Genomic DNA, 15,498 nt, shown 5'->3' with positions numbered 1-15,498 from the left:
TTCTCCTACGTTTGGGGGCTGTCAGGGTTTTCGGACACTGCTGGAACCAGACTCAACAACAGATCGGGGCCGATTGTTTCGACCGACTCGTGACGGAACCGCAGCGCGCCGTCGATCGTGTGCACTCCCGCCTCCGCGACCGCGGACGGGCCGGCGCCGAGGACCAGCGGGGCGAGGTACGCCTGGATGCGGTCGACGCGGCCCGCGGCGAGGAATGCGCCCGCCAGCCGGGGCCCGCCCTCGAGCAGCACATCGGTGTACTCGGCGAGTGCGGCGAGGACCTCGTCCACGTCGTGCGTGCGCAGCAGCAGGGTGGGCGCGGAGTCGTCGAGGACCCGGGCGTCGGCCGGGATGTCGCCGAGTCCGACGACGACGCGCACCGGCTGGTGCGCCGCGAGCGATCCGTCGGGCATCCGGGCGGTCAGCCGCGGGTCGTCGGCGAGCACCGTCCCGGTGCCGACCACGATCGCGTCCAGTTTCGCCCGGTCGGCATGGACGCGTTCCCTCGCCTCGGGACCAGTAATCCACTGGCTGGTGCCGTCGGCGGCGGCGCTGCGCCCGTCCAGTGTGGCCGCGTACTTCCAGGTCACGTGCGGCCGTCCGGTGCGCTGCCGGTGCAGCCAGGCGCGGAGCGGGCCGCGTTCGACGTCCTGGGCCCGCAGCCCGGACGTCACGTCGACACCCGCCGAGACGAGGGTTTCCGCACCGCCCGCGGCCTCGGGGTTCGGATCACCCACCGCGTAGTGCACCGCGACCACACCGGCATCGAGGAGCGCCTGCGAACACGGCCCGGTCCGGCCGTGGTGGTTGCACGGTTCCAGCGTGACGACGGCGGTGCCGCCGCGGGCGGCGTCCCCCGCCTCCCGCAGTGCGACGACCTCTGCGTGGGGACCGCCGGGAGGCTGCGTCATCCCGACACCGGCGATGCGTCCCGCGGCGTCGAGGACCACCGCGCCGACCGCCGGATTGGGGCTGGTGAATCCGCGCGCCGACTCGGCGGCGCCGATGGCGATCTGCATCGCGGCGTCGAGGTCCGCCGCCGAATTCTCGTGCCGCACGTGGGAGTTCACGTTGTGCCGGAGCGCCGTTACCGCGACAGGCTCAGGTGCGGTGACGCCTTGGCGGCGCTGGCGCGCAGGGCGCGCACGGCCTCCGCGGGATCGCTCGTGCCGTAGACGGCGGACCCGGCGACGAAGCAGTCGACGCCCGCCTCGGCAGCGGCCTCGACGGTGTCGGCGTTGATGCCGCCGTCGATCTCCACGACCAGTCTCAGTTCACCCGAGTCGACGAGCCGGCGGACGGCCTTCGCCTTCGACAGCACCTCGGGGATGAACGACTGACCACCGAAGCCGGGCTCGACGCTCATGACGAGGAGCGTGTCGAAGTCCTTCAGGATCTCGAGGTACGGCTCGATCGGCGTGCCGGGCTTGACGCTGAGACCGGCCTTGGCGCCGGCGGCGCGGATGTCCCGGGCCACGGACCGGGGGTCGTCGGTCGCCTCCGCGTGGAAGGTGACGTTGTGCGCACCCGCCTCCGCGTAGGGCGGCGCCCAGCGGCCGGGGTCGTCGATCATGAGATGGCAGTCGAGCGGGATGTCCGTCGCCGCGAGCAGGCTCTGCACGACGGGAAGGCCGAGCGTCAGGTTGGGCACGAAATGTGCGTCCATCACGTCGACGTGCAGCCAGTCGGCACCGGCGACGGCGTCCGCCTCCTCGGCGAGACGCGCGAAATCGGCAGACAGAATGGACGGTGCGATCATCGGGGTTGCCACGGGCCGCAGTTTAGTCGTACGCGTGCCGTGCCCGGGTCCCGCGGTCCATACTGGGCTCATGCCGACCTGGACGGACGTCGTGGCGATCGGTGCGTCACTACCGGAGGTGCAGGAGAGCACGTCGTATCGCACCCCGGCCCTGAAGGTGGCGGGCAAGCTGCTCGCCCGGTTGCGGGCCGAGTCGGACGGGGGCCTGGTGGTGATGTGCGACCTCGACGAGAAGGCGGCCCTGCTGGCCCAGGGCGCGCCGTTCTATACCACTCCGCACTACGACGGTCACGGTTCGATCGTCGTCGACCTCGAGAACGTCGACGTTCCGCAGCTGACCGAACTGCTGCAGGATGCCTGGCGGATCAAGGCACCGGCGAAGCTGCGTAAGCAGTTCGACCAGACCTGACGCGAAAGGCGAGGGCCCGGGCGGCGCCCGCACACCGGCCCGGACCCTCATCGGATCGGCGTCAGACGCCGAGCTTGAGACCCGCCCCCGCGTCGACCCGGAGCTGCTGACCGGTGACGAACCGGGACTCGTCGGAGGACAGGAACACCACCGCGTGCGAGATGTCCTCGGGCTCGACCCACGGGGTGGGCATCGCCTGCATGAACGGGAACGTGACCTTCGCGTCCTCGGCGGTCGGGTTCTCCAGGTCGGGGCGGAACGTGCGGAACATCGGCGGACTCTGCAGCATGTCCGTGTTGCAGTTCGTGGGATGGATCGCGTTGACGCGGATGGACTTCGGGCCCAGGGTGAGCGCGAGCGAGTTGGTGTACGTCCACAGCATCTTCTTGGCGAGACCGTAGCCGTCGCCGCCCGGCCCCTGCAGGGCCTGCTGGCCGTTCAGACCGGTCTGCGGGACCAGCCCGGCCACCGATCCCGTCGCGATGATCGAGGCGCCGGCGTCGAGGTGCGGAAGGGCCGAGTGGATGGTGTTGATCACTCCGACGAAGTCGACGTCGAACGCATCGACGAACCCCTCGACGGGCACGTCGTTCCCGAGAGGCGCGATCCCGGCGTTGGCGACCACGACGTCCAGCCGGCCCAGCGTCGCGACGGCGGCGTCGAGTTCGCGTTGCAGGGCCGCGCGGTCACGCACGTCCACCTTGGCGGTGACGACCCGGCGCCCCGCCTTCTCGACCAGCCGTCCCGTCTCCGCGAGGTCGGCCTCGGTCGCCAGCGGGTATTCGTTGGATGCGATGTCCTCGCAGAGGTCGAAGGCGATGATGTCGGCGCCCTCGTCGGCGAGATGCACTGCATGACTACGCCCCTGACCCCGCGCCGCTCCCGTGATCAGAACGACCTTCCCCGCTACCCGATTCATCTGAAGTCCTCCACTCGCTTCGTGACGTACGTCTCTGTCGCGAGAAGAATTAGAACACGTTTCACGGAAAAGTGGAACAGGTTCTACCGAGAGTCGGGCAGATGTCCAGGTAGTGGGGACGCCCCCGCCCTACGGCTTGCGCAACGCGGCCATGAACATCGCGTCGGTGCCGTGCCGGTGCGGCCAGAGCTGGACGCCCGGACCGTCTCCCAGACCCGGCACACCGGGAACGAGTTCACGCGTGTCGAGTGCCGTGAGCCCGTAGCGGCGCACCGCGTCCGCGACCACGGCCACCGTCTCGGACAGGTGCGGCGAACACGTCGCGTAGAGGATCACGCCGCCGGGACGAACCAACTCGACGGCCGATGCCAGGAGTTCGCGCTGCAGTTTCGCGAGACCCGCCACGTCCGACGGCTGCCGGCGCCACCGCGCCTCCGGACGTCGGCGCAACGCACCCAGTCCGGTGCACGGCGCGTCGACCAGGATGCGGTCGTACCCGCCCGCCAGCCCGGGATCCCGCCCGTCGGCGACGTGCACGTCGACCGGGAGTTCCTTCGTCGTCTTGCGGATCAGGTCCGCGCGGTGTTCCACCGGCTCCACGGCGTCGAGGCGTCCGCCCTCGATTCCGGCGAGGGCGCCGAGCAGGGCCGCCTTGCCACCCGGGCCCGCGCACAGGTCGAGCCAGCGGCCCGCGTCCGGACCGTCCAAGGGTGCCAGCGACAGCGCCCGGGCGACGAGCTGACTGCCCTCGTCCTGCACTCCTGCGAGCCCCTCACGGACGGCGTCGAGCAGCCCCGGGTCGCCGCCGTCCAGATAGACCGCGTACGGCGAGTAGCGCCCCACCTCGCCGCCGGTGGCGAGCGCGAGTTCCTCCGACGAGATCTCCCCCGGGCGGGCGACGAGATGCACCACCGGCCGGGCGTCGTCGGCGATGAGGACGTCCTCGAGTTCGCCGGCGTCGGCACCGAGCGCGTCGGCGAACACCTGCGCGATCCACGTGGGATGCGCGTGCTCGAACGCCAGCCGCCCCACCGGGTCGGCCGGGGCGAGGCGCTCCACCCATTCCGCTTCGGACCGCTCCGACACCCGGCGCAGCACGGCGTTGACGAAGCCCGCCTTCCCCGGACCGGCCTCCGCGCGCACGAGGTCGACGGAGGTGGCGACGGCGGCGTGCGGGGCGACGCGGGTGCGCAGCAGCTGGTAGGCGCCCAGCTGGAGGACGTCGAGGAGCGGTCCGTCGATCTCGGCGATCGGCCTGCCGGCGCAGTCGGCGATCACGGCGTCGAGGAGCCCACGGGCGCGGGCGGCGCCGTAGGCCAATTCCGTGGCGAGGGCCGCGTCGCGTCCGTCCAGGCGCCGCTCACGCAGCAGCCCGGGCAGCACGAGATTGGCGTAGGCGTCGCGTTCCCGGACGGCGCGCAGCACGTCCCTCGCGGCGAGCCGCGGCTGGTCGAGACCGGACTGCGACGCGTCGGGCCGGCGGGCCTGTCGGGGACGGTTGTTGCGGGCCCCCGAGCCGGACTGGCCGCGACGTGCAGGCCTTCTGGATTCGCTCACTGTGCCCGTACCTCCGCGTCGAGTCGTGCGCCTCGCGCCCAGTCCAGGGCGGCCATCTGTTTCTTGCCCTGCGGCTGGATGCGGTCGAGCCGCACCGCCACCGTGGACGTGCCGATCAGGAATCCGGCCTTGGTCACCGAAATCTCCCCCGGCTCCAGTCGCTCCTCCGTCGGAGTGACCGGACCGACCTTGACGCGCAGATCGCCGATCATGGTCCAGGCGCCGGGCGCGGGGGTCACCGAGCGGACGTGCCGGTCAACCACGGCAGCTGTTCTGTCCCAACGGATCCGGGCCGCCTCGACGCTCACCTTGGGCGCATGCGACACCCCGTCGGCCGACTGCGGGACCGCGGTGATCGCGCCGTCCTCGATCCCGTCGAGAACCGACTCCAGGAGGACCGCACCGCTGTCGGCCAGGCGCCCCAGCAGATCCCCGGCGGTATCGGTATCACGGATCCTCTCGGTGACCACCCCGTAGACCGGCCCGGTGTCCATCCCCGCCTCGAGCCGGAACGCACTCGCGCCGGTCATGTCGTCGCCCGCACCGATCGCGGCCTGCACGGGGGCTGCCCCGCGCCACGCCGGCAACAGCGAGAAGTGCAGGTTCACCCAGCCGTGGGCCGGGATGTCGAGGACCTTCTGCGGCAGCAGCGCCCCATAGGCGACGACGGGCGCGCAGTCGGGTGCGAGGTCGGCGAGACGCGCCAGGAAGTCCGGCTCCGAGGGCCGCTCGGGAGTCAGCACCTCGATGCCGTGGGAGTCGGCGAGTTCACCGATCGGTGAACGGACCACCTTGCGTCCGCGGCCTGCGACCGCGTCCGGGCGGGTGATCACCGCCACGACGTCGTGGCGCGGCGAACGGATCAGGCGTTCGAGCGAGGGAACAGCGGGCTCGGGGGTTCCGGCGAAGACTATGCGCACGTCGGCGACCCACACGACGGACGGTGGACCGCTGCGCGGGCCGAAACGATACTCACGAAGAAAGCTCCCCTTTGATCGACGATGCGCCGACCAGTCTAGGGAGTCGACCCCGGGCCATAACACTCGGCGAACTGTCGTCGCCGCCCTGCAGGGCGTGAGCGATTCCGACGCCGAACACCTCGCGGCCGCATTCGACATCAAGTCTGTGAAGGACCTCGGCACCAACAAGTACTTCCTGTGGGCGCAGGCGGTCACGAAACTGGCGGAGTAGCGCACACACGAATGAGGCGGGGGCCGTGCAGCGCACGGCTCCCCGCCTCATTCGTGTGGGTCTATCTGTTGCTGTCGAGAATCACCTGCGGAATACCCGCACCGACCGGGACGAACTCGCAACGAGCCAGCGGAGTCGCGTCCGGGTCGAGCGCCGCCCGGACGAGGTCGAGCGCGAACGGATCGTAGGGCGCCTGAAAATGTCCGGTGCCGTCCTGGGGGCATCGATCCTGGATCAGGATGTTGTCGGCCCCGGCGCCGTGGAGCGCCATGTTCGTGTACGGCTGGATCATCTCGTCGTACCGAGACCCGATCGTCGTGTACGCGACACCGGGCACGGTGTCACCGCCCGCGTTGAGGGCGTTCATGAACGGCGAGCCCTGCATCTGCTGGCTGACGGCCACCGATGTCACCGTGCGGGCGAAGTCCGGTCCGCCGGGAAGCGCCTGGACGATCGGAACGAGGCCGTACATCACTCCCCCGTAGCTGGGCGACGCCAGCCCGACCCAGTGGTCGACGAACGGGGCGCCGCCGAGCTTGTTGACGTAGTACCGCGTGACGTTCGCACCCTGCGAGTACCCGACCGTGTCGACCTTGTCGGCGCCGGTCGCGTTGCGGACCCGGTCGACGAATCGCCCGAACTCCTCCGCGCTCGCGACGATGTCCTCGGTGCCGTACGTATCGGCGCCCGGCGCTCCGCCGTAGTTGAGCGCGAACACGCAGTAGCCGTCGGCGGCGAGCATCGGCGACAGGGCGGCCCAGTCCGCGTAGGCGCTGGCGTCGGTGCCGTGTGCGAGCACCACCGGCTCGGGGTGGTCCGGGGAAGGTGTGCAGGAGAAGTCGTTCGATCCCGCGGGTGCGCTGCCCGGGTGCTCGTGCGCATACGCGGCGGCGGCACTACGGCCGGTCTGGGGAAGCCCGGCCGTGGCGGGCACGACGGGTTGGGGCGGTGAGGAGTCGTCCGCATGGGCGGTGGACACTGCGCCGGACATCAGCAGGACGACACCCGCGACGACCGCACCGGCACCCCGAAATCTCATGATCTCTCCCGACTTCGCCGTGACATTTCTGTGAACCTTCCCAGAATGTGCACGCGCTGTCGCGTCGAGGCGGCGGGCCCGCGGTGAACCGCGACGCCCTACGAGTCGGTGTCAGCCTTGCCGGCTTCGCTCTGATCGTCTTCCGCGAGAAGGCGATACATCGCGCGACGCGCCTCGGTGAGAATTTCGCCGGCACGCCGAACCTGTTCGTCGTCACCGACGGCGGCGACCTGCCCCGCGGCACCCATCAGCAGCCCGATCAGGCCCCGCAGGTCCTCGGCGGGCCTGCCGACACTCTCCCGCACGTCGTCCCACGGGGTGCCGAGTTCGGTCTTGTTCGCTTCGACGAAGGCCTTGCCCTCGTCCGTCAGGCGTGCGGTCTTGCGGCCCGCCACCTTTTCGATCAGTACCAGACCCTCGTCCTCGAGTTGTGACAGCGCGGGGTAGATCGAACCCGGACTGGGCTTCCACACCCCGTCGCTGCGTTCGACGATTTGCTGAATCAACTCGTAGCCGTGCATCGGCTCCTCGGTGAGCAGCAGCAGGATCGCGGAGCGGACATCGCCGCGTCGTCCCCTGCCACCGCGTCCGCGTCCGCGGCCGAAGTGCATTCCCGGGCCGAACCCGGGATCACCCTCGGGCCCGAAGCGGCCTCGCCGGTGTCCGTGACGGTGGGGCCCCTCGGGCCGTCCCGTCCGCTCGCGCGCGAATCGGTCCCGTCGGGGACCTCTGTGTTCGAAATGGAAGTTTTCCATCATCAGCCTCCTTCTGTATCGCTGATGCATCAACGATATATCGGCAATAGACACTCGGCAAGGTCCTTTTCTGTGACGGTGGTCAAGTCGCCCCCGGACTCGCGGGCGCTGCGCCGGCCGAGTCCGGAGGCGTTCGCGCTCAGTCGGCGGCGGCGCCGAACCACTCGTGCAGCCGGCCGACCAGATCCTGCTGGTCGTCACCGACCCACGCCACATGCCCGTCCGGTCGCAGCAGCGCCGCGGGCACGTCGAGTTCCTCGCTGACGTCGACGACGTGGTCGACCCGGTCCGCCCAGCCCGTCACCGACAGCCGGCCGGTCTGGTCGAGCAGTAAGCCGCGGCCGTCGTGCATCAGCTCGTAGAGTCGTCCCCGCTTCAGCCCCACGTCCCGTAGGCGCCGGCCGAGCAGTTCATGCCCCTCGCCGAAGTCGTAGCGGACCCCGATCGCGATGATCTTCTCGGTCAGGTACCGGTTCACGTTCTCGAAATCCATCAGTTCCGACACCAGCCGGCGCACCGCCTGGGGCCCCGGATCGAGGGACATCAGCTCCATCTGGGCGCGGGTATTGGTCAGCACGTCGGCGGCGACCGGGTGCCGTTCGGTGTGGTAGCTGTCCAACAGCCCCTCCGGCGCCCAGCCACCGACCTCGGCTGCCAGTTTCCAACCGAGGTTGAACGCATCCTGGATACCGAGGTTGAGCCCCTGACCGCCGACCGGCGGGTGGATGTGCGCCGCGTCGCCGGCCAGCAGCACCCGGCCGACCCGGTACCGCTCGGCCTGCCGGGTGGCGTCGCCGAAGCGGGACAGCCACCGCGGCGAGTGCACGCCGAAGTCGGTGCCCGCGGTTGCCCGCAACTGCTGCTTCAACTCGTCCAGGGTCGGCGCGACCGTGCGGTCCTCGGCCACCCCTGCGGCGGGCACGCCGATGCGGTACACCCCGTCCTCGAGCGGCATGGCGCCGAACCGGAGCTGGGTCTTGCGGACCTCGGCCACCACGGCGTCCAGCGTCTCCTGCGGCGCGGTCAGCTCCACCTCGCCCAGCAGTGTGTCGACTCTGCTGGGCTCGCCGGGGAAATCGACGCCGAGCAGCTTCCGCACCGTGCTGCGGCCGCCGTCGCAGCCGACGAGATAGCGCGAGCGCAGCTGGGTGCCGTCGGCCAGCAGGGCGGTCACCCCGTGTTCGTCCTGATTCAGGCCGACCAGTTCGCAGCCGCGCCGTATCTCGACGCCGACTTCGGTGGCGTGCTCGGTCAACAGTCGCTCGGTGGTGGTCTGCGGGATGCCGAGAACGTACGGATGTGCGGTGTCCAGCCGCTCGGGTGCCGGCTTTCTGATGCCGGCGAAGAAGCCACCGAGCGGGTACTGCGTACCGAGCGCGAGGAACCGCTCCAGCAGACCGCGCTGGTCCATCATCTCGATGCTGCGCGCGTGCAGGCCCAGCGAACGGACAACCCTCGTCGGCTCCGCCTCCTTCTCCACCACGAGCACCTGCACGCCGTGCAACCGCAACTCGCAGGCCAGCATCAGCCCGGTCGGTCCGCTGCCTGCAACGATCACGTCGATCATGAAACCCCCACACGTATGCCGCGAATACTGATTTCCGCTGGTCCTGACTTCGGTGGGAGATTCTGCGGCACGACCCGGGTCTTGCCGCAAGGCCCCCGGTGCGTTATATGTTGAGAGTGGCAGGGAGTGCATAACCTCCTTGCCATTCCTTTTTGTCACCCCCGGGGTGGAGCTAGCCGATCCGAATGGGGTCGATCTGGACCCGGGCAGGCTGCGAGTCCTTGCGCGCACTACGCACCGACTGCGCCTCTCCGAGCGCTTTGGCCAGTGGTTTCCCCTCGCCCCGCGGCACCCGGATCAGCATGCGCTCCACGTCCGCCGGCTCGGGCGCGTCGCCGGAGAACGGCAGCCGCTCCCCCGCAGGCAACTCGACCGGGCCGAGCAATTCCGCATTCGCCGGCAGATCGGCGAGGTCCAGGAGGTCGGCGATCGCCTTCGCACTGCCGTCGATCGCCGCAAGGTGGATGGCGGGCGGAAATCCGACTTCCGCTCGCTCCTCGTACTGCGCACGGGCGTGACCGACCGGATCCCAGCGAACCAGCGCCTGCACGGTCGGAATCCCCGAATCGGCGACCACGACCACCTGACCGCCCTCGGCGAACGGCCGCACGAGTGACGATGCCGTCATCCATCGCCGCAGCGTCTCCTCCGCGGCGCGCAGGTCGGGACGGCCCAGCAGCGCCCAGCCGTCGAGCAGCAACGCCGCGCCGTAGCCGCCCGGCATCACCGGTTCGGCCCCGACCGTCGACACCACGAGGGTGGGACCCTGCTTCACCTCGTCCACGACGTCCGTGCCCCCCGACATCCGGACGGCAACCCCGGGAAACGCGCGACCCAGTTCCTCGGCGGTCCGTCCGGCACCGACCACGACGGCCCGCAGCGCCTTCGCTCCACACGCGTGGCAGCGGTGTGCGGCGTCGGCGACGCCACACCATCGGCACGCGGGGGTCCCCGCCCCGTCCGGGCCGGCCGCGGACGGCAGCGCGAGAGGTCCGTTGCATCGCCGGCATCGCGCGGGCGCCCGGCACTTGCCGCACGCGAGGCTAGGCACGTAGCCGCGCCGGGGCACCTGGACGAGCACTCCCCGGCCGGCGCCGAGCGCCTCCCGGGCAGCCGCGAACGCGATCGCGGGCAACCGGGCGGCGCGTGCACCGGGATCGCGGGCCAGGGCGTGGTCACTGTCCGCGAGTGCGGTGATCTTCGGGGCGGCCGCCCGCACCGAGTCCCGGGAGGCCACGAGGTCGTGCGCCCACCCCGAATCGACCAGGGCCTGCGCCTCCGCGGTTCGCGCGTGTCCGGCCAGCACCACCGCGCAGCCACTGGCGTACGCGCGGAGCAGCGCCACCTCGCGGGCGTGCGGATAGGGTGCGCGCGGCTCGGAATGGTTGTCGTCCCCGTCGTCCCAGACCACGATCAGCCCGGTGCGCGGAGTCGGCGCGAACACCGAACTCCGGGTCCCGACGACGACCTTGGCCGTCCCGCGCAGCGCAGCCAGCCAACGCCGGTACCGCAGCGCCGGGCCGAGACCGGCGGCGAGTCCGACGACCGCGTCCTTGCCCAGGAGCTTTTCCACCGCCGCGACCACACGGTCGAGATCACGCTGATCGGGCACGACGACGACGGTGCTCGCCCCGGTGGCGGCAACGAGCCCCGACAGTTCCGCGAGACGCGCAGGCCAGTCCTCGCCGGGGAGCGCCTGCCAGACCGCGCGCGGGGCACGCTCCCCCGACAGTGCGGTCAGGAATGCGCCGCCGTGCACGTACCGGTCCCACGCCTCGGTCTCGATTGCGGTGTCCGGCACCTCGGGGGGTTCGGACGCGGCCTCGGACTCCGCCCGCGCGTGCCTCGGCGGGATCGCGAGCCGCAGGACGTCCGCGCGGGTTCCGGCGTATCGGCCGGCGACGAGGTCGACCACCCGGGTGATCTCCTCGGTCAGAACCCGCTCGGGCGAGATCACCCGTTCGAGCCAGCCGAAACGGCCCTGATGGTCGCTCGTCGCGTTCCGGGAGACGACGAACCCGTCGACGAGACGCCCGGCGAACCGGATGCGCACCCGGACCCCGGGCCGCGCCTGCTCGTCGAGGTCCTGCGGAACGAGGTAGTCGAATTCGCGGTCGAGGTGGGCAAGCGGAAGCAGCGGCAGCACCCGGGCAACCGGATCTACTTCTGCCGCAACCTTTTCCGCGCTCACGCGACGGCCCCTACCGGAGCGGCGCCCGTCGCGCCGTGACTACCGATCAGAGGCCTGCGGCTGCCCGCAGCTTCTCCGCCCGGTCGATGCTCTCCCACGGGAGGTCGATGTCGGTGCGACCGAAGTGGCCGTAGGCCGCGGTCTGCGCGTAGATCGGACGCAGCAGGTCGAGGTCGCGGATGATGGCGCCGGGCCGCAGGTCGAACGTTTCGGTGATGGCCTGCTGGATCCGCGCCGGATCCGTCTTCTCGGTACCGAACGTCTCGACGAACAGACCCACCGGCGCCGCCTTGCCGATCGCGTACGCCACCTGAACCTCGATCCGGTCCGCGAGGCCCGCCGCGACCGCGTTCTTGGCCACCCAGCGCATGGCGTAGGCCGCCGACCGGTCGACCTTCGAGGGGTCCTTGCCGGAGAACGCGCCGCCGCCGTGGCGGGCCATGCCGCCGTAGGTGTCGACGATGATCTTGCGACCCGTCAGGCCGGCGTCACCCATCGGGCCGCCGAGCACGAACTTGCCGGTGGGGTTGACGAGCAGACGGATGTTCGAGACGTCGAGTTCGGGCATGTCGATCTCGGCGAGAACCGATCCGAGAACCTTCTCCCGCAGATCCGGGGTGAGCAGGTTGTCGAGGTCGATATCGGCGGCGTGCTGCGTCGAGATGACCACGGTGTCGAGGCGAACCGCCTTGTCACCGTCGTATTCGATGGTGACCTGGGTCTTGCCGTCCGGGCGCAGGTACGGCAGGACACCGGACTTGCGGACCTCGGTGAGACGCCGCGACAGGCGGTGCGCCAGCGCGATCGGCAGCGGCATCAGTTCCGGGGTGTCGGTGGTCGCGAACCCGAACATCAGTCCCTGGTCGCCGGCGCCCTGACGGTCGATCTCGTCGTCGCTCAGTTCGCCGGTGCGGACCTCGTGCGAGTGGTCGACGCCCTGGGCGATCTCCGGGGACTGTGCACCGATCGCGACGTTGACGCCGCAGGAGTTGCCGTCGAATCCCTTGGCCGAGGAGTCGTACCCGATCTCGAGCACGGTGTCGCGCACGATCTTGGGGATGTCGGCGTAGGCGGTGGTCGTGACCTCACCGGCGACGTGGACCTGTCCGGTGGTCACCAGGGTCTCGACGGCGACGCGGGCGCGCGGGTCGTCGGTGAGGAGCGCGTCGAGGATGGAGTCGCTGATCGCATCACAAATCTTGTCCGGGTGCCCCTCGGTCACAGACTCACTGGTGAATAGCCGACTACCGGACTGGCTCACAGAATTCCCTCTCGACAGTTGTCCTGAACAGCACGTGAAAACAGCTTAGCTGCGTAATACCGCGAACGACCCTAGCGCCACCCCGGCGGGAGTGACACCTTTCGAATCACCGAAACTCTGCCGGATGTGCCGTCAGAGTGTTCGGAACAGCTGGTCGACGGCGTCGAGTACCCGGCTGGCCATCAACGCCTTCGATCCGTGCTCGAGCGCAGACTCGGAACCGTCGGCTCCGAGCAGCCACCCGTCGTTGTGGTCGACCTCGAACGCCTTGCCCTCGCCGACCGCGTTGACGACGAGGAGGTCGCAGCCCTTACGCGCGAGCTTGGCCCTCGCGTAGGTGAGGACGTCGCCGTCGGCGTCGCCCGTCTCGGCCGCGAATCCGACGATCACGGTCTTGGACGGGATCTCGCCGTCCCGCCGGGACTGCACCAGCCCGGCGAGGATGTCCTCGTTCTTGGTGAGTGCGATCGAGTCGGGCTCGCCCGCACCCTTCTTGATCTTGCTCGCCACCATCGTCGACGGCCGGAAGTCGGCCACCGCCGCGGCCATGATCACGGCGTCGAATCCGGGCGCGTGCTTGCCGACCGCGACCCGCATGTCTTCCGCCGTGCGGACGTGCACCATGTCGACGGCGGCCGGGTCGGCGAGGCCGGCGGTGTAGCCGGAGACGAGGGTGACCTCGGCCCCGCGCTGCACGGCGAGCCGGGCGATGGCGTATCCCTGCTTGCCCGAACTGCGGTTACCGAGGAACCGCACCGGATCGAGCGGTTCGCGGGTGCCGCCCGCGGACACGAGGATCCGCCGGCCCTCGAGATCACGGGGCAGGGCGTCGGGACGCTCCACCAGCAACGACGCCAACCCGACGATCTCGTCGGGTTCCGGCAGCCGGCCGGCGCCGGTGTCCTTGCCGGTGAGGCGGCCGGATGCGGGTTCGATGACGGTCACGCCCCGTGCGCGCAGCGTGGCGACGTTGGCGACGGTGGCCGGGTGTTCCCACATCTCCGTGTGCATCGCGGGAGCGAACACCACGGGACATCGTGCGGTGAGCAGCGTCGCGGTGAGGAGGTCGTCCGCGCGTCCCGCCACGGCCCGCGCCATGAGGTCGGCGGTGGCGGGCGCGATGACGACGAGGTCCGCTTCCTGCCCGAGACGGACGTGCGGAACCTGCGGAACGTCGGTGAACACACCCGTGTGCACGGGGTTGCCCGACAGCGCCTCGAACGTCGCCTTGCCGACGAACTCGAGCGCGGACTCCGTCGGGATGACCCGCACGTGGTGACCGGCCTCCGTGAAGGCCCGGATGACGGCACAACTCTTGTACGCGGCGATGCCGCCGCCGACACCGACGACGATCCGCTTGCGGGCTGCCCCCGCCAGAACCGGTTCCGGTGAATCCGTCACGTGCCCGGTGCCCGGGCCCGCTGCCTGTTCAGGCACGGCAGATCCTCCGCTCACTCGCCTTCGGTGTGCTCGAGAAGATCGGAGTGGATCTCACGCAGCGCGATCGACAGCGGCTTCTCCTGCAGGCCCGGCTCGACGAGGGGGCCGACGTACTCGAGGATGCCGTCACCGAGCTGGTTGTAGTAATCGTTGATCTGACGCGCACGCTTGGCCGCGTAGATCACCAGCGCGTACTTCGACGACGTGCGGGCGAGAAGCTCGTCGATCGGAGGATTGGTGATGCCGAGCGGGGTGTCGTAAGCCGGCAGGGCGCCGTGGCTGGGAGTTGCGGACGCTACTGCGGGGGTGCTGCTCACTCGGTATCTCCTGAAATAGTTCTGGCTAGTTGATGTGAGATCTAGTGGGTCGACTCGGACTGTTCCGGTCGTCCAACCAACAAGGATACCAACTCGTCGCACGATCGGCTGACATCCTCGTTCACGATGACCTCGTCGAACTCGTCCTGCGCCTCCAGCTCGACTCTCGCGGTCGCGAGACGCCGCTCCACCACCTCGGCGGATTCGGTGCCCCGGCCGGTCAATCTCTCGACCAGCACGTCCCAGCTCGGGGGCGCCATGAAGACGAGCAGAGCCTCCGGCATCGCGGCGCGGACGGCCCGCGCACCGGCGAGATCGACCTCGACCAGCACCGGTTTGCCCTGCTCGATGGCCCGGCGTACGGGTGCGGCCGGGGTTCCCGACAGCTGGAGTCCGCCGTGGATCTCGGCCCATTCGAGCAGCTCACCGGATTCGATCATCCGCTGGAACTCGTCGCGAGAGGTGAACCGGTAGTCCTTGCCGTCCACCTCGCCCGGGCGTGGGTCGCGCGTCGTCGCGGACACGCTGAAGACGAGCTCCGGCATCCGTTCACGCAGGAGTCGCACCACGCTGGACTTACCGACGGCCGAGGGGCCGGCCAGAACTACCAGCCGACCCCTCCGCACTGCGGTCTTGCTCTCTGACACTTGTGCGTCAGCTACCACTGTCGTGCTCAGGCCTCGAAGTCGAACCTGGCGAGCAGGGCCTTCCGCTGCCGATCGCCGAGGCCACGGAGGCGACGGGTCGGAGCGATCTCCAGCTCGGTCATGATCTCCTGCGCCTTGACCTTGCCCACCTTGGGCAGCGCCTCGAGCAGTGCCGACACCTTCATCTTGCCCAGGATCTCGTCGTCCTCGGCGTCCTTGAGAACCTGCTTGAGGTCGGTGCCACCACGCTTCAGGCGCTCCTTGAGCTCAGCCCTGGCCTTGCGGGCAGCAGCTGCCTTCTCCAAAGCAGCAGCGCGCTGCTCATCAGTCAACTGGGGAAGGGCCACGGTTCCTCCGTCTCGTCGTTGGCAAATAGTCCAAACCACTGGATAACCAGCAGCGATAGCGACCGTACTCACGCCCGGCGCCGATTGCGAACCCACCCC

16 protein-coding genes are annotated in these 15,498 nt (G+C 69.9%); 2 read left to right on the top strand and 14 right to left on the bottom strand.

All coding sequences use genetic code 11. From position 1 onward, the window contains the following. Positions 1 to 5: 5 nt before the first annotated feature. Both ribD and rpe read right to left on the bottom strand, forming a co-directional pair. Positions 6 to 1,058, bottom strand: coding sequence for a bifunctional diaminohydroxyphosphoribosylaminopyrimidine deaminase/5-amino-6-(5-phosphoribosylamino)uracil reductase RibD (ribD, locus tag ACLIVD_RS17890; RefSeq protein WP_283332544.1), 1,053 nt, complete (start codon positions 1,056 to 1,058; stop codon positions 6 to 8). Between the two features lie 29 nt (positions 1,059 to 1,087). After that, positions 1,088 to 1,771, bottom strand: a complete 684-nt coding sequence (gene rpe, locus ACLIVD_RS17885; protein WP_005241758.1) for a ribulose-phosphate 3-epimerase — start codon at positions 1,769 to 1,771, stop codon at positions 1,088 to 1,090. Positions 1,772 to 1,829: 58 nt separating this feature from the next. Between rpe and ACLIVD_RS17880 the strand changes: the two genes are divergently transcribed. After that, entirely contained in the window at positions 1,830 to 2,168 is a 339-nt protein-coding gene (locus ACLIVD_RS17880; RefSeq protein ID WP_120659108.1) for an MmcQ/YjbR family DNA-binding protein, read from the top strand. A gap of 61 nt (positions 2,169 to 2,229) precedes the next feature. Here ACLIVD_RS17880 and ACLIVD_RS17875 read toward each other — a convergent pair whose 3' ends face one another. From ACLIVD_RS17875 to fmt, 3 genes are all read right to left on the bottom strand, one after another. Beyond that, on the bottom strand, positions 2,230 to 3,087 hold the full coding sequence (locus tag ACLIVD_RS17875; RefSeq protein ID WP_016880326.1) for a mycofactocin-coupled SDR family oxidoreductase: 858 nt from the start codon (positions 3,085 to 3,087) through the stop codon (positions 2,230 to 2,232). A gap of 129 nt (positions 3,088 to 3,216) precedes the next feature. Next, positions 3,217 to 4,644: an RsmB/NOP family class I SAM-dependent RNA methyltransferase gene (locus ACLIVD_RS17870; protein WP_011598870.1), complete on the bottom strand. Its 1,428-nt coding sequence runs from the start codon at positions 4,642 to 4,644 to the stop codon at positions 3,217 to 3,219. Then, the gene (fmt, locus tag ACLIVD_RS17865) at positions 4,641 to 5,564 is read right to left on the bottom strand and encodes a methionyl-tRNA formyltransferase (RefSeq protein WP_280782165.1); all 924 of its coding nucleotides are present in this window, start codon (positions 5,562 to 5,564) and stop codon (positions 4,641 to 4,643) included. The genes ACLIVD_RS17870 and fmt overlap by 4 nt, the downstream gene beginning before the upstream one ends. A gap of 31 nt (positions 5,565 to 5,595) precedes the next feature. Here fmt and ACLIVD_RS17860 point away from each other — a divergent pair, with 31 nt between their 5' ends. Next, positions 5,596 to 5,835 carry a hypothetical protein gene (locus ACLIVD_RS17860; RefSeq protein ID WP_375154205.1) on the top strand — a complete coding sequence of 80 codons (240 nt, stop codon included), beginning with the start codon at positions 5,596 to 5,598 and terminating at the stop codon, positions 5,833 to 5,835. A gap of 61 nt (positions 5,836 to 5,896) precedes the next feature. On the opposite strand, the gene ACLIVD_RS17855 is transcribed toward ACLIVD_RS17860, so the two are convergent. From ACLIVD_RS17855 to mihF, 9 genes are all read right to left on the bottom strand, one after another. Then, complete coding sequence (locus tag ACLIVD_RS17855; protein WP_491932813.1) at positions 5,897 to 6,874, bottom strand: esterase/lipase family protein; 978 nt, start codon at positions 6,872 to 6,874, stop codon at positions 5,897 to 5,899. Positions 6,875 to 6,972: 98 nt separating this feature from the next. Further along, the gene (locus ACLIVD_RS17850; RefSeq protein ID WP_105421831.1) at positions 6,973 to 7,629 is read right to left on the bottom strand and encodes a PadR family transcriptional regulator; all 657 of its coding nucleotides are present in this window, start codon (positions 7,627 to 7,629) and stop codon (positions 6,973 to 6,975) included. Positions 7,630 to 7,768: 139 nt separating this feature from the next. Next, complete coding sequence (gene rox, locus ACLIVD_RS17845; protein ID WP_491932812.1) at positions 7,769 to 9,196, bottom strand: rifampin monooxygenase; 1,428 nt, start codon at positions 9,194 to 9,196, stop codon at positions 7,769 to 7,771. A 172-nt stretch (positions 9,197 to 9,368) separates the two neighbouring features. Then, positions 9,369 to 11,387 carry a primosomal protein N' gene (locus tag ACLIVD_RS17840; RefSeq protein ID WP_120659111.1) on the bottom strand — a complete coding sequence of 673 codons (2,019 nt, stop codon included), beginning with the start codon at positions 11,385 to 11,387 and terminating at the stop codon, positions 9,369 to 9,371. A gap of 46 nt (positions 11,388 to 11,433) precedes the next feature. After that, positions 11,434 to 12,648 (bottom strand): methionine adenosyltransferase, encoded by a 1,215-nt coding sequence (gene metK / locus ACLIVD_RS17835; protein ID WP_120659112.1) that lies wholly within the window; start codon positions 12,646 to 12,648, stop codon positions 11,434 to 11,436. Between the two features lie 132 nt (positions 12,649 to 12,780). Beyond that, entirely contained in the window at positions 12,781 to 14,085 is a 1,305-nt protein-coding gene (gene coaBC, locus ACLIVD_RS17830) for a bifunctional phosphopantothenoylcysteine decarboxylase/phosphopantothenate--cysteine ligase CoaBC (protein ID WP_120659113.1), read from the bottom strand. A 14-nt stretch (positions 14,086 to 14,099) separates the two neighbouring features. Further along, a complete protein-coding gene (gene rpoZ / locus ACLIVD_RS17825; RefSeq protein WP_005241734.1) occupies positions 14,100 to 14,405 on the bottom strand; it encodes a DNA-directed RNA polymerase subunit omega in 306 nt (101 codons plus the stop codon). Between the two features lie 41 nt (positions 14,406 to 14,446). Beyond that, on the bottom strand, positions 14,447 to 15,070 hold the full coding sequence (gene gmk / locus ACLIVD_RS17820; RefSeq protein ID WP_011598864.1) for a guanylate kinase: 624 nt from the start codon (positions 15,068 to 15,070) through the stop codon (positions 14,447 to 14,449). Between the two features lie 8 nt (positions 15,071 to 15,078). Then, positions 15,079 to 15,399 carry an integration host factor, actinobacterial type gene (mihF, locus tag ACLIVD_RS17815; RefSeq protein ID WP_005262298.1) on the bottom strand — a complete coding sequence of 107 codons (321 nt, stop codon included), beginning with the start codon at positions 15,397 to 15,399 and terminating at the stop codon, positions 15,079 to 15,081. Positions 15,400 to 15,498: the final 99 nt, after the last annotated feature.

Source organism: Rhodococcus sp. G6(2025), assembly GCF_058628105.1.
Note: the sequence above shows the minus strand (reverse complement) of the source record. Positions and strands in the feature narration are given on the sequence as shown.